This window comes from Aliarcobacter faecis, assembly GCF_013201705.1.
Taxonomy (GTDB): domain Bacteria; phylum Campylobacterota; class Campylobacteria; order Campylobacterales; family Arcobacteraceae; genus Aliarcobacter; species Aliarcobacter faecis.
Map to the genome: position 1 here is coordinate 21,464 of NZ_CP053838.1, position 14,675 is coordinate 36,138.

Here is a 14,675-nt window from a genome sequence, read left to right on the forward strand (position 1 = left end):
AGTTATTCAACATATATTATTTCCATTTAGTTATTCTATTAAGATTAAGTTCATTAAAATATTTATTGTGATTTTTGGGATGATAATCAATAATATCTAATTTAAACTGATGCGAATGAATAAATGATTCTTTAACACTTATACCAAATTTTTGACATTTATTAAAGATTTCATCTTTTTCAGACTTCTCCATTTGACAACCTAATATAATAGATTTAATAATACTAGGTTCTAGCTCAAAGAAATACATTGATTTATCACTATCATATTTAGCCATATCTAGTGAAATTAATATACGTTGTTCCTCTTCATATTCCCATTCAGGAGATTTTACAAACCAAGAACTGGTATTATTCTCAAGTTCTTGTGGTTCAATATAAGAAGGTCGTTCTAGCTGATAACTTACCTTTTTTAAAATACCAATATCCTCGTAATAATCATCTTTAAATTTTCCATTAAAATGATTTGCACTTGAATCAAACTCAATACATATTCCAGAATGATTATTAGCATAATGAGCCCACATTAATAAATTATCATATTTTGTTGTAAAACAAACAACACCTGTACTTGCTCTAACACCACATTGAGCATCAAAATAGGCATCAATATAAGAAGCACCATCTTGTAAATTATTTGAACATGATATTATTTCCTCAACTTCTTCTTCTGGTATAGATGTTAAATAATTACCCATAACCATCTCAAAGGGATCATTAAATTCACCAAAACAAGATAATTTTAAATAAAAATTATCAAAAAAATCAGAACGGTAAGTTGTATATTTATAAATGGAATTCAATATTTTATCCTTTTAGTCTAAGACCGAACTGAAAAACAAGGGATTTCAAGCTCTTCGCTAACTTCTATTTATTATCTCTAAATGATACTTAGCAGATATTAAAAAACCCGCTTATCACTTGTTTTTTCCTATGTTTTGTTAGATATTACTCCATGTCAATAGGTGCTAAATTAAATTTATATAAGTCTGACTGAAATATTGGTAACTTACTTATCTTTTCAATTTGTATTTTATATTTATTATATTCTTCATCATTTAATCTTGGGTCTAAACATAAATCATCAATTAAAGTTGATGGATTTATATTTATCTTAAATAATCCTTTGTTTTTGACAACTTCTTCTTCATTATTTTCATTAACTAATATTCTTATTTCATTTTCATGACTAAATGCTTCTCTTTTAATACATAGAAGTTTTGCAAAACCATCATTTTGGCCACCTATTGCAATTGACCAAAAACTATTTTCATTTCCAAAGTTATTCAATTCATTAAGCGTTTTATATTCAACTTCTCCAATAAAATATTTTAGTGGAGCATATTTATCACTGCTATCATAAATTGCATCAAATAATTTTCTTATTGTTGTTGAAATTCTGATACCATCTTTATTATGACTATATATTCTACACATAGCATCTGTATCTTCATTTTTAGTCCAACATTGTCCATACCACATTTCTCTTAGGTTTGAAAAATCAACATTATTTCCATTATTATCTACAGCATTCCCTTTTAAGAAAAAATTTTCAAATGGGTCATCCCATTTTTCAGGATTAACTAATACTAACTCTCTATTTTTAATTAATTCTTTAAATCTAGTTATTGAAATTATTCTATATATTTTTTGGTCTAAATCTGAAATATTTAAAATATTACTTTCTTTTTGTGTTTTCATTATAATCCTTTATCTAACGTCAGTGCTGAGAAATATTTGAGCCGAAGGGTCAAATATTTCTCTCCAATGGTTTGTTAGCATTTTTAACTCGATATTCTTTATCTTCTACTTTAAAAATAACTTCATCACAGGCATTTGCAATAGCTATTCCTAAATCATATGGTTCTTGTTTATCCTCTGGCAAAAAAGATCCATATACATCTATTCCACCATAAAATCTCATATGAACAAGGTATGTTCCATAGTTGTCGGGATTTGAAAATTGATAATAAAAAACATCCTCGTTTGCTCCATATTTAGGAATATCTTTTAAATCTATTTTCGCTTGATGTTTAATAAATTGTACAAAGTTATTATTACTTTTATCTTCACTATGAAGATAACCAAGAAGAACTTTAATTTTACCCTTAAAACATTTTTTTAAATGATGATAATGAAGTCCATAGGCTATGTGCTCAAAACAGCTTATTAGTCTTGTATGGTCTGGGGTTCCCCAGATTACTTCAAGAAAACCATTGTCACTTTTTAGGTGGTAATGTTTTCTTTTTGTAAATGCTTTATCTAACAATCGATTTGAAGTTCTTCTAATAGCACGATTTACTTTTGTAAATTTATGCAAATATCCAATTGAATTATTACCAAATATTCCTGCTAAGCTAACCATTAAAAATTCATCATCTTTACTTTTATGATTGTTGTGTATTTCACAACTTGGTACAGTTATAAGATATTGTCTATAATCTTTTCCAACATCTTTCTGTTCTGGAAATAAATTTTTTGGTGGTACATGTTCACTAGAAACAGCATTTCTATCGCACATATAACATTTAAATATATTTTGCAAATTTATCCTACCTTATTGTGTAATGCTAACGTCAGTGCTGAGCGACACTCAGAGATAAGTATAAGAAAGCGGAGCTTTCGATATGCTTATTGAAGGAGTGGAAGAGAGTCTTCGCTCCTGCGACTTGTTATCCGGAGCCGGAGGCGAGCCGATAACGTTTAACTTAACCGACAATTTATTGTTCGATTCGAGGCTTTGTTAATTTTGTAACATGGCTATTTATAGACATGCATTATATACAAGATAGCCTAAAAATAAATAACATATATAAAAATATTAGGAATTACAATAGATAAAAACTGATACAAATATGAGTTTATAAAACGAGTTCAACAAACTGTACCTTTAGGAGTATGTTCTAAAATTCAACTCTATTTGGAACAGTCTTTCTGTTACTAGAACCTGTTCCAAAAGTAAGAGGTTTTGCAACTTAACGTTTGTCGTGAGCAATAATTTTCCCGCTAGGGTAAATTATTGGTCTCCTCGTAGTTGTTAGGTATAAATTTTGTCAAATTCATTTTTTAAATTATTTTGCATTTTTCCTGCTAATGAAGAAATCTCATGGACAGCTTTATGCACTTCTCCTAAATTACTTTGAGCTGCATCACTTGATGGATCTTGACTTAAGTATTGTTGTTGATAACCCCAAAACATATTCGCTTTTCCGTTAATATTATCTATATCATCTTTTAAGCTTGGAAAATATAATCTAACACTTGTTTGAATTTGATTTATTTTTTCTACTATTTCATTTGTATAATATGCATCAAACTTTTCAAGGTCTTTTAATCTAGTTAAAATAAAACTTGATGTTGGTGAACATTGAAATTTCAACTTTGATAATAAATAATAAGTTTTTTCAAGGTGTTCTGTTTTTTTATTGTTGAAACTATCAATTTTATTTTGCTGAATAGACTCTTGACGCTCTTTATATTCGATATAAAACTGCTTTTTTTGATGTTCTAAGTTTTTGTCTAATAAGATTATTTGTTGTTTAAAGCTTCTACTTGCAACAGTAATACTAATTACAGCAGCGATTGTTGCCCCAAATATTGCTGCAAGAACAGTTGCAAAACCTTTATCAAGTGATAAGCTTGATAATAATAAATTTAATTCTTCCATATATGTTCTCCTTTATATCTAACGTTTGAGTTGAGAAATATTTGAGACGCAGGGGCAAATATTTCTCTCCAATGATTTGTTATCCTTGCTTGTTTAATATTCTAAATATGCTTCTATCTCATCTTTTGTGATAAAGGCATTTTTTAATCCAATTCCCTCTAAAAAAACAATCATTGCAGTTTTTAATAAAGTTTTATTACCTTTTAATGTATCCAAAATTAGTTCATCACTAAAGTTAGATTCAATTGATGCATCTGATTCACCAAAATTTCTAGCAATTTGATTTGCTCCAGTATGAGTATAATCATTCATGATTTTATAGGCATTTTGTTTTACATTTGAATAAAAGTTAGTTTCTAATTTTTCATCTATTTTTGTTGCCATATCTCCAATACTTGGAAAATGTTTATCCCAACTATTCGCATCATAAATTGTTACTATTTTCGGATCATCCATAATGTAATACATATACTTTAGTTTTATAATATTTTCAAAAAAGATTCTTTCTAATGCAAAAGCAGAATTATATAATTTCTTTTCCATTAAATAATTGATTGATATAAAATGACTTAATACATTTCTTGAAAATCCTGCTAATAGCATGTCTCTTTTATTATCACTAATAATATCAACTTTTATCATTAATTTTTCAATTTTTTTTACTAGCTCAATATCATCAATAAGATATTTTTTTATTTCATCTTTTAAACTCATATGTTCCTCTCGTATTTATTTTGGATAACGTTTTACCTTAGTGATGCTGTAGCATTCACTACAGAGATTTATTATGTATTTACTTTACCAAATAACATCCATCTATATCTCTTGGTCTCATACTTTTTAGTAAATAACAACAAGCCTCATCTTCTGGTATTGCTATATGATTTGATTTACACATCTCATTTAACAAACTAGGTTCTTTAATTAGTCTAATTTTCCAATTTGGCATATCATTAGGTGGAGTAAAATTAGTCACAATTTCCTGTAAATTGTTATTCATTAATTTTAAAATTAGTTTTTTTATGTATATTTTATATTCTTCACTAAATCTACCATAAATATAAAACTCTAAGGAACGAAGATAGCTATCAATTAAAGACCTTTTATTAGCATTCACTACATTCCAAAATGACCACCAATATTTATAATAGTGATAGTTTCCATCGTTATCAGCAATAGTAAGTAATGCTCTTCTTAAATCATTATTGATATCTTTATCATCTTTAAAATAAGTGCTAATTACATTTTTAACTGATTCAAGCCTTTTTATATCTAATGCCATTCCAGCTTCATAATCGATGCAGTATAAAGCAAATGAAATTTTTCCTTGTAGAAGATCTGTATCTTCTGTATTGAAAATAACACTTTTATTATCAGGATTAGCGACTATTAATTTTGCTTTTAATTTTTCCTCTTCTATTTGTTCTTTTGCAAATGAGGACTTTATTTGATTAGAAGATAAGTAGGTATAAATATCTTCACAACCTGATGATAATTCATAAATTAAGTTAATAACTCCATAAAATTGACCAGGATCACGAATGATTGTGGGTCTATTTCCAGTTTTTTCAACATCACCTCTTGCAACTATATTTCTTACTACTCTCATCCAATCTTGAAACTTCTCTTGATTAAATTCGGATACTTTTATTAAGTATTCAGTTTGAGCATAAAACAATACTTTTAAAGAATAAGAAGCATTCTGTCCTTCAAAAACTATTCCTGAAAATATATTCTCAGCTGGTGCATGTTGAAATAATGGAAAATTATGCTTAACATTTAAGTTCTCATCAAAAACTTTACAATATGTATCAAAACATTCTGTTAAATAAATGAAGTCGTTTTCATCAAACATATTTGTTCTAACCATATCTGGTTTATCTTGCAATTCTTTTATTATTTGTAATCTATTATCTGTTTTATTTATCGATTGTCTGCACATAGCAATAGTAGAAATAAATCTGTTAAATGCTTCATCTATTTTATTTTCTTTTCTATGTATCCAAAATAAATCTGTCCATTTTGTATCAATTTTAAATGCAAAAGTATCCTGAAATTCTTTCTCTTTATCCCATTTATTATCATTTATGCGTTTTTGAAAACTTGCTTTAAAGTTTTCGAAAGATGACAGAAGTTTTCCTCTTGCATTCATCTTTATATATAAGTCATCTGTTAAACCTATATCTTCCAATTCAATATGATAAAAGCTTATTAAATTTGCATCCGAAGTCAATTTTTCCCATAGATTTTCTATATCAAAAAAGTATTTATGAATATCATTTAGAGTTCTTAACATGGCATCAATTGTAGGGTCTTTCTTCCAAGATAAGAAGAACCAAGCTGAATCTACTATTTGAGAACTTAAAACTATTGTTTTGGTGATTTGAATAGGATTAAGAACTAAAGTATTACAAAATTCTCTTGAACTTATTCTTGTTTCATAAGTAAACTTCTTCAACACATTCATAATATCTTTATTAAGTAATTGACTTTTTACTGCTGCATACCAGTGTAATAAAAATAATGTAGTTAACCGTTGTTGACCATCTAAAGGTTGAGAATCACCATCCTCGACACTTCCATAAATAAAATCTAGTTTAATAGGAGTATCTGTATTGATACTTTGAAACAATGCATTTAAAAAGTTATCTCTAATTTCCTCTTTATCCTTTCTTCCTTGTGCATAATCTCTTTGAATAATCGGTATTACTATGTTATGTTCTTTTAGAAGTTCCCAAAAGTTTGTAATCTTTCCTTGATATTGTACATCACTCATTAAATTTCCTTTTCAACATAATCTTTAAGAACTTTTTCTAAGTCTTTGTAATAATTTTCCCTATCTTCTAGTGTCCAAAAAGAAATTTTAGGAGGATAAGAACTAAAATATTTTAAAAAAACATTTTTAGTACAAATAGGTATAAAAATTCCTTTCTTTTCTCTGTCTATGATAGTTTTTCTTTTTAAAGGAAAAACAGCATTTTTATAACCACGATTTGTTTCAGAATCTAATAATGCTAAATTAGATATGTCATTTATATCTTCATCTTCTAAATAAGAATTAAAGTGTTTTACAATATCTTTAAATAAAACTTCAAACTCAACATCATCTTCACAATCACAAGTATCAGCTCTATTTTTTAATTTTTTTCCATCTTCTTTACTAACATCAATGAATACTTTTGCATCATTTAACCAACTATTTTTTTGCTTAGGTATAGTATCTGTAATTGAAGTGATATGTTCAATATCCCATTTCTCATTTTTATATATATCAAAAGGAAAATATGCATTATCATTTTCATTATTTAACATTGTAAGTATATTATAAAGTAACAATACCTTCTTCACTCTTTTATCTCCGTATTGAAGACTTTCTAATGTTACATTTTTTAAGTCACTTTTAATTGCTTCATCTAATAAAGTTCTAAATTCTGTTTTGCTTAAATTGATTGATTTATTGTATAAATCAGCAATAGTGACAGATTCAATCGCAATAAGATAACCTATTTTATGGTATAAATCTCTCTCTTCAAACCATTCTTGAAACCTTTGAAAATATTTTTTTATTTCTAGCCAATTATTTTCTATTGTTTTTTGATCTTTTTTTATGAATTTTTTATTAAAAAATCTAAATGTAGAGTAGTTATCAGTATAGTCTTTTTCATCATTCATAAGGTCAAAAATAAACTCTATTCTATTTGTAGTAATATTATTACCATTTAGAAAATACCAAAATCTATTATTTTGTAAAGATTGCTCAATATAATCCCACTCTGATGAAATTTCTAATTGCTTAAGTCTTATTTTATCATTTTTCTTTTTATCAAAGTTTGCACTATTTAAAAATAAAGCCTTAATAAGTTCGGCATTTGTTAATGGTATTTTTCCAATATTAATTCTTGTAAATATCTCTATTGGATCTTCTTCACTACTTTCATACCATATAACTTTTGAGTTAAATTTAAATTTTGATTCAAAGTCATTAATATTAAAATTAGGTTTATTAAACCAATCACAGACTGTTTCATAAGCATTTGATATATGGTAAAAATCTATATTTGAGTCATTGTAGGTTTCTCTAGTTAAATCTTGAAGAAATAATGTAGAGTTTTCTCTTGTTTCATAATCTAAATCAAATGTTTTTTCAGGTTCACGAAGTCTACTATTCATAAAATGTAATATTAAATATATGGTTGTCAATCTTTGCTGTCCATCTATAACTTCAAACTGTCCATTTTCTTTTTTTTTAGTAACAATAGGCTGTAAGCAATACCATGTTTTTTCATCGGTATCATCTACTAAACGAGGAGTAAACTCTGAAATATCATTTAATAAATCTTTAACTTCATTTTTACTCCACCTATATCCTCGTTGATATGATGGAATATAAAAACTAAATTGCTGAAGTTCGTTAATTGTTTTTAATTCTAAAATATTTTCCATAAAGTTATTTCCTTTTTTGATATTTCAATCTATACATAACTATTTATTGAACATACATTATATACAAGATAGCCTGAAAATGAACAAGCAACATACACAATATGTGTCGTATATCAAAATGCCTACAAACACCTTAAATAAACTATTTTTGTAGATGTTACTATAAAAAATATTGGAAATTGAGATGCTTCTTAAATAAATTTTAAGTTTATAATATGCTTTTTATGTATGTTTAATGTGGATATTTAGACGATAATAGTACATAATATATGTATATAAAAGTGACATCGTAATAAATCTGCATATATTATGAGGAGTAATGTGGACAGAAAATTGCTACAAAGATAAGTTATAAAACAAGTTCAACAACCTTTACCTTATTAAACATCCTCCAAATCTCAATTATTTTTGGCCCAAGCTTTTCCTTAGCAAAAACTGCTCCAAAAGTAAGAAGTTTAGCAACTTAACGGTTGAGTTGGGAAATATTTGAGCCGCGAGGGTCAAATATTTTTCTCCAATGATTTGTAATAAGTTGTCTGCTTAATCTTGTCATGAATTTCTTCAATACCGTATGCAGGTTTTCTTTTATGTAACATTGCATGACAATTTGGACAAACAGGTCTTAAATCTTCAATTGGGTTTATTTTATATTTGGCATCTATTTCGGATAATGGTTTTATGTGATGAACATGAATAAAATTGTGTCCAATTTCTCCATAAATATTTTCAAAATCAAAATTACAAATTACACATTTGTAACCATATTCATTAATACATTCTTGTCTTGCTTGTGAACTTCGCTCATAAGCATTAACTGTAATTTGTTTTTTTGTACCTTCAAATAAGTCATTATCTTCAATTTCATCAGGATAGATTATATCTGATTTTAAAACTCTCTCTAGTTCATTTTGTTTTTCTACATTGTCAATATAAGTAGTTCTTGTACTTACTATTTTAGTATTTAATTGAATGTTTGAGTTGATAACTTCCACATTATTAAGCTTATGTCCATAAATAAACTTTTCATGTCTATTATTATCATGTTTTATTTCTCCTAGAAATTTAGCTTTCGCAACTATATAGCCATCATAAGCAAAATATATTTTATTTCCTTTTTGGAGCTTATTTTCATTCATTCTTTTTGTATGAAAAAAATAATTTTCATCTCTCGTTGGTAAAATTTTATTAAAGAAATTTTTAGTTTTCACTTCATTCTCAAAACCTTCTACTTTATCTTTACTTAACCTAAAGAGTAAATCCATTTGTAATCCTTTGACTTATAACATTTGACTTCACCGACAGTTTACCTGTTCGGTGCTAGGTTTTGTTATTTGTTTAATTTAAATCTTTTTAGTATTTTTTCCTATTATTTTTTAAATCATTAAGTAAAGTTTCTAATTGATTAATTTGCATTGTTAAATTTAATTCTGATTCAATATTTTCTTCACTATTTGGAGGATACGGTGTACCTTCTATATTAAATTGCTCTAATATCAAAAGGTAATCATCATCATTAAGATTAAGTAAATTGTTTCCATTATTATCACTCAATCGTTCTTTATATTTCGAAATAAAAAATGACCGACAATGAGGGCATGTAAATACTCTTTCCATATTTATATCTTTATGTTCTTCTTGTTGGGTTATTTTCATTAAAGATATATTTGGATGATATAATGTTTTATACAAAACAACAGGTTCTTTAGTGCAATTAGGACAAACATATGTTGATATATAGAAATTAGACATTTTCTTAGTATAAAATGTTTGCATTCTATTTAAAGCTTCTGATTCGTCATGTGTTTGTATCAGATGAAATTTAAATTGATTATGTTCAAGATTAAATTTAATATGAGATGATACATAATTTTTTTTAGAAAGATTATAATGTGATAGATAGATAGCTTCCCAAACATAAATGATAAAATTTCTAAAAAATCTAAGTTCTATTTCAGTAATAATAAATAAATCATTTTCTATAAAATTGTCAGTTCGTAATATATTATAGTTGTTAGGAAAAAGATTTCTTTCAATAAACTCAAAATTTCTATTTATCATATCAGTTATTTTATTTTTAATTTTATCCATTTCTTTTATAAAATCATTATCAATTACTCCACTTGAATGTGTATATAAGTTTCTTATGAATGTGAAATATTTCCATATCACCGTAAAATCATTTTGTGTAAAGTTTTTATATAAATCATTAAATTTACTAATAAATTTATGATTTATACTGCAAACTTCGTCTAAAAGTTTTTTTTGAAAAACTCTCTCATCTGCATTTTTCCCTTGTGTAATTAAATAGCTTTTTATCGTATTCTCAAAGGATGAATATAAAGTAATGAGTTGTTGAATATTTGTAATATAGTTAATAAACTCTTCATAATTTCCATCAAAATATTTTCTTCTTAAATATAAATCATCATTTAAAATAGATATATTATATTCTTCTCTTTCAGTTTTTTCTCTCTTAAGTCCCATTGCTGGTAAAATTGAGTCAATTTCTTGAAGTTTATGGTTTATAGATTCTTTTATTTCTAAGCTCATTACAGGTAACTGTGACTTTACTTCATTAAATAAGTGATTTGCAAGTAAATTTTGTTTTATATTTAGGCTATAAAACATATAAAAAAGTTCATAGTTTGGACAAGTTCCTTTTTCTGGTACTATCATGCCATAAGTTTCAAATAACACTATTAACTCCTATTTATATTTCATACAACTATTTATTGAATATACATTATATATAAAACACTCTAAAAATCAACAAACAACATACACAATATGTGTCGTATATCAAAATGCCTGCAAACACCTTAAATAAGGTATTTTTGTAGATGTCACTATAAAAAACATTAGAAATTGAGATACTTCTTAAATAAATTTTAAGTTTATGACATTATATTTAATGTGGACAGAAAATTGTTACAAAGATAAGTTATAAAACAAGTTCAACAACCTGTACTTATTGAACATGCTCCAAATTTCAATTCTTTTTGGAACAATCTACTTTTTAGTAAAAACTGCTCCAAAAGTAAGAGGTTGAGAAATAGCCCATTCATAAGTTTTCCTATTCTTTATCTCAATAAATACAGTTATATCTTTTATGATATCGTTATGTCATCATAATTTTTATATCTTTTTTATTTGAAAAAAATTTTTATAATTTTGTTTTTACCACAAGCTGTTCTATATATTGAACTGTTAACTCAAAAGAAAATAAAACCACATATTTATATCTCAAAAAAATTTAATTCATATCTTTTATCATGTATAGAGGATTTATATAGTTTAATATGTTTTAAATCTTCTCTTTCTTTTAATTCAATTAACTTATTTATATCTTCATCCTTCATCCTACATCCTAAATAGACACTTTTTATTGCATCAGGACTAACTTTAAACATAAACATAGTGTTTGGATTATTGAGGAAGGAAGTATTATAGGAATTTCTTATTTCAAAAAAATTTTCATTAATTTTTTCCAATTCCTCTTTATATGAAGAAAAAACACATTCATCTTCAAATTTTTTATCACAATAATCTTTATGAATTAGAATTTTATCACTATTTGAAAGTTTTAATAACATTCTATATTCTTGTTCATATATCCAATCTGATGACTTATGAAAATATGGTTCCAATAAATAGTCAGATGAAATTAATCTTTCTTTTCTATACAATACTTTTTGAGGATTACCTAGATAATTATGTTCCTTTTCTATAAATTTTTTGGAAAAAAATGGATGTGCTAAATCAAATTCAATTACTATTCCAGTGTGATTATTAGAATAATGGCTCCACATTAATATATTATCTTTTGTCTCTGTAAAACTAATTATGCCATGATCTTTAAATAAATCAGTACCTAAATGTCTCCATGGAGAATTTAAATTCTGCATTCTTATATATGAAAAAATTTCTTCTTTTGTTTGACCAAATCTATAATGCTTTAATTCTAAAAATAAATTTGCCCACCATTCTATTGATGGTTCCATTTCAAAAGGGTCATTTAATGTATTTATGTGCGAAGCTCTTAGTAAAAAGTTTTCAAAAAAAATTTCTCTAAAAGGCATAAATTTATATAACGACTTAACCATAATTATTGTTTCTCTAAAAAATGTTTTAATTTTTTCATTATTAAGTTCTCCGAAAGATTTTCTTTATAAGTAAAGTATATTAAGGTTACTTTATTTTGCTTACATCTTAACTTTTTGATTTTATCTCTTTCTTGGGCTTTTTTTAATCCTTCAACTCCTCCAAATAATGGAACTGCTTTAAAATGCTGTGCACCTTGATATTCAACTGCAAGATTTAATTCAGGAATAAATATATCAAGCCTTTGTCTATCTAACCATTGAGGTGAAGCTTCTCTAATTACATTATATTCAGGAAATATCATATCAATATAATTAAATAAAAGTGTTTCATTTATCCATCTTTCACCAATTTTTGCAATATTCTTAATTACTCTGATTTCATTTTCTGCATCTCTTTCAGTAATTTCTTTTTCAATTTCTAATTTTTTTATATATGCACCATATCTTACTTTTACTTCTGAACCATACATTTTAGAACAGTACATCAAGTCAGAGTTTTTATTAGTACAAATATGACAAATAGATTCTTTAAAGCTATTATTTTCAAGTGCTTTTTCAATGTGTTGATGGGTATTAGATAGCTGTGAGTCTTTTTTTGATTTTTCAATAGCTTTCTTAAAACAATTACAAAAATATGTTTCCCCTGTAATCTTATTATAAAATGTTTGTCTCCATTCCCATACTCCTGAATGAGATGGTAGTAATATTTCTTCATTAAATTTTGTCAAAGAATTGAATATTTCAGATAATATTTTTTTATCAAATATTAATCCAAGTATCTCAATATCTATCTTGTTTTTTGTTTTTAGATTTGCTTTTTTTACTTTTATATATTTAATTACATCATATCCATAATCAACAGGTTGCTGCTTTATAAAAGATGGAAGTTTTAATTCATCAACATTTATAATTTCCTCTTTTGCACTATAAATAGTAAAGTTATTATAATGTAGTGTTAAAGAATTCTTGTCTATGTAATCTTGTAAAGATAAAAATTTGTCATAGTAGTTATTATTGTATTTATGTTTAATTTCTTGTATGTTGTTATTAATGGAGAAAGATGGAGTAATAAATGAGATAAAACTATAATATATATCATCAGCGATTGTATTTGTTGATAAATTAATATTTTTGCAACATTCGAATATAAACTCTTCTTTTGTAAAATTAAATTCTAATACATTCATTACTTTATGCCTTTTATTATATGAAAAATATTAACAAAAAAAAGTAATATTTTTAATTAGAATGTTCTATAACCTGTTCTATTAGGGAAATAATCACTACTTTACAATCCTTTCAATATATGAGATAAATAGTAAATTCAAAACAAAGGATTTATTATGAATGTAGGTTATGCAAGAGTTTCAACTTCAAGCCAAAATCTTGAGAATCAAATTGATCAACTCAAGAGTGCTGGTTGTAAAAAGATTTTCTCAGAAAAAAAGTCAGGGAAGAATGAGTCAAATCGGGAACAGTTTAAGATAATGATGGACTTTGTAAGAGAAGGTGATGTACTTTATATTACAAAACTTGATAGATTAGCAAGGTCTGTAATAGATCTTCATAATATTGCAAAATTTTTAGAAAACAAAGATGTAAATTTAAAAGTATTACATCAAAATATTGATACTACATCTCCAGCAGGTAGACTATTATTTACAATGTTAGGTGCTATTGCAGAATTTGAACGTGATTTAATAAATGAACGTGTTAGAGAAGGAATTGAAGCTGCAAAGAAAAAAGGTGTTCAGTTTGGTAGAAGAGCTATTCTAAGTACTAAAGAGAAGAATGTTATATACAAACAACACGAAAAAGGAAAGTCTGTTGCATTTTTATCCAAGATTTTTCATGTAGCACGTAATACTATCTATAGGGCAATTAAAGACATAGCTAAAAAGAAGTAGTCAAGTTGACTACTTCAAGATGTTCAACAATTCAACTCTTTTTGGAACAGACTATTTTTCAGTAAAAACTGTTCCAAAAGTAAGAGGTTTAGCAACTTAACGTTTAAAATGACCAATCAAAAATCCGCTCGCGGGTTTTTGATTGGTCTCCTTTTGATTGTTATACAATCTTCTTGATGAGGAAATGGTAAGTAGCGACAATTTCTGGATCTAACTCACGTTCCATGCCCTTGATTGTGAAATCGCTAATTTTTCCGATAGTTTTGCCTGCTCCAAGGGAAGAACCATCACGAACTGTGTCACCTTTGACATTCAATATAGCTTTTCCTGCTCCTTTAGATGATCCATCACGGATGATACCATCCTTTATATTTCCCAAAGAGCTTCCTGCTCCTTTAGATGATCCATTTCGAATGATTCCATCTTTGATATTTCCAAGTGCTTGACCACTACCAAGCGAATTTCCATCTCTTATAACACCATCTTTAAAATTTGCCATTTTGTCTCCTGTTCTTATGTTTGGGTTCGAGCTACAACGTTTGACTTTACTGATAGA

At 26.5% G+C, this 14,675-nt stretch carries 13 protein-coding genes; 1 reads left to right on the plus strand and 12 read right to left on the minus strand.

Annotated elements, in window-relative coordinates:
* Positions 1-16: 16 nt before the first annotated feature.
* From AFAEC_RS11620 to AFAEC_RS11670, 11 genes are all read right to left on the minus strand, one after another.
* Positions 17-802 (minus strand): DUF2971 domain-containing protein, encoded by a 786-nt coding sequence (locus AFAEC_RS11620; RefSeq protein ID WP_026806303.1) that lies wholly within the window; start codon positions 800-802, stop codon positions 17-19.
* 145 nt (positions 803-947) lie between these two features.
* Positions 948-1,700: a DUF2971 domain-containing protein gene (locus AFAEC_RS11625; RefSeq protein ID WP_034216636.1), complete on the minus strand. Its 753-nt coding sequence runs from the start codon at positions 1,698-1,700 to the stop codon at positions 948-950.
* A 49-nt stretch (positions 1,701-1,749) separates the two neighbouring features.
* On the minus strand, positions 1,750-2,544 hold the full coding sequence (locus tag AFAEC_RS11630) for a hypothetical protein (protein ID WP_119173167.1): 795 nt from the start codon (positions 2,542-2,544) through the stop codon (positions 1,750-1,752).
* A 492-nt stretch (positions 2,545-3,036) separates the two neighbouring features.
* The gene (locus AFAEC_RS11635; RefSeq protein WP_026806305.1) at positions 3,037-3,666 is read right to left on the minus strand and encodes a hypothetical protein; all 630 of its coding nucleotides are present in this window, start codon (positions 3,664-3,666) and stop codon (positions 3,037-3,039) included.
* A 93-nt stretch (positions 3,667-3,759) separates the two neighbouring features.
* A complete protein-coding gene (locus AFAEC_RS11640) occupies positions 3,760-4,380 on the minus strand; it encodes a DUF6988 family protein (protein ID WP_026806306.1) in 621 nt (206 codons plus the stop codon).
* A 79-nt stretch (positions 4,381-4,459) separates the two neighbouring features.
* On the minus strand, positions 4,460-6,442 hold the full coding sequence (locus AFAEC_RS11645) for a DUF262 domain-containing protein (RefSeq protein WP_026806307.1): 1,983 nt from the start codon (positions 6,440-6,442) through the stop codon (positions 4,460-4,462).
* Positions 6,442-8,109 carry a DUF262 domain-containing protein gene (locus tag AFAEC_RS11650; RefSeq protein ID WP_026806308.1) on the minus strand — a complete coding sequence of 556 codons (1,668 nt, stop codon included), beginning with the start codon at positions 8,107-8,109 and terminating at the stop codon, positions 6,442-6,444. Before AFAEC_RS11650 ends, AFAEC_RS11645 begins: the two co-directional genes overlap by 1 nt.
* A gap of 500 nt (positions 8,110-8,609) precedes the next feature.
* A complete protein-coding gene (locus AFAEC_RS11655) occupies positions 8,610-9,371 on the minus strand; it encodes an HNH endonuclease (RefSeq protein WP_202805375.1) in 762 nt (253 codons plus the stop codon).
* An 88-nt stretch (positions 9,372-9,459) separates the two neighbouring features.
* Positions 9,460-10,806: a hypothetical protein gene (locus tag AFAEC_RS11660; RefSeq protein WP_026806309.1), complete on the minus strand. Its 1,347-nt coding sequence runs from the start codon at positions 10,804-10,806 to the stop codon at positions 9,460-9,462.
* A 539-nt stretch (positions 10,807-11,345) separates the two neighbouring features.
* Complete coding sequence (locus AFAEC_RS11665; RefSeq protein WP_026806310.1) at positions 11,346-12,188, minus strand: DUF2971 domain-containing protein; 843 nt, start codon at positions 12,186-12,188, stop codon at positions 11,346-11,348.
* 26 nt (positions 12,189-12,214) lie between these two features.
* Entirely contained in the window at positions 12,215-13,399 is a 1,185-nt protein-coding gene (locus AFAEC_RS11670) for a hypothetical protein (protein ID WP_026806311.1), read from the minus strand.
* A 156-nt stretch (positions 13,400-13,555) separates the two neighbouring features.
* On the opposite strand from AFAEC_RS11670, the gene AFAEC_RS11675 reads away from it, so the two are divergent.
* Positions 13,556-14,119, plus strand: coding sequence for a recombinase family protein (locus AFAEC_RS11675; protein ID WP_026806312.1), 564 nt, complete (start codon positions 13,556-13,558; stop codon positions 14,117-14,119).
* Positions 14,120-14,279: 160 nt separating this feature from the next.
* Here AFAEC_RS11675 and AFAEC_RS11680 read toward each other — a convergent pair whose 3' ends face one another.
* Positions 14,280-14,618: a hypothetical protein gene (locus AFAEC_RS11680; protein WP_026806313.1), complete on the minus strand. Its 339-nt coding sequence runs from the start codon at positions 14,616-14,618 to the stop codon at positions 14,280-14,282.
* Positions 14,619-14,675 lie beyond the last annotated feature (57 nt).

Bases quoted from the DNA above. Each gene is read 5' to 3' on its own strand.
- AFAEC_RS11675 (WP_026806312.1), top strand. From the start codon at position 13,556: ATGAATGTAGGTTATGCAAGAGTTTCAACTTCAAGCCAAAATCTTGAG.
- AFAEC_RS11680 (WP_026806313.1), bottom strand. From the start codon at position 14,618: ATGGCAAATTTTAAAGATGGTGTTATAAGAGATGGAAATTCGCTTGGT.
- AFAEC_RS11670 (WP_026806311.1), bottom strand. From the start codon at position 13,399: ATGAATGTATTAGAATTTAATTTTACAAAAGAAGAGTTTATATTCGAA.
- AFAEC_RS11650 (WP_026806308.1), bottom strand. From the start codon at position 8,109: ATGGAAAATATTTTAGAATTAAAAACAATTAACGAACTTCAGCAATTT.
- AFAEC_RS11625 (WP_034216636.1), bottom strand. From the start codon at position 1,700: ATGAAAACACAAAAAGAAAGTAATATTTTAAATATTTCAGATTTAGAC.
- AFAEC_RS11665 (WP_026806310.1), bottom strand. From the start codon at position 12,188: ATGCCTTTTAGAGAAATTTTTTTTGAAAACTTTTTACTAAGAGCTTCG.
- AFAEC_RS11655 (WP_202805375.1), bottom strand. From the start codon at position 9,371: ATGGATTTACTCTTTAGGTTAAGTAAAGATAAAGTAGAAGGTTTTGAG.
- AFAEC_RS11640 (WP_026806306.1), bottom strand. From the start codon at position 4,380: ATGAGTTTAAAAGATGAAATAAAAAAATATCTTATTGATGATATTGAG.
- AFAEC_RS11635 (WP_026806305.1), bottom strand. From the start codon at position 3,666: ATGGAAGAATTAAATTTATTATTATCAAGCTTATCACTTGATAAAGGT.
- AFAEC_RS11645 (WP_026806307.1), bottom strand. From the start codon at position 6,442: ATGAGTGATGTACAATATCAAGGAAAGATTACAAACTTTTGGGAACTT.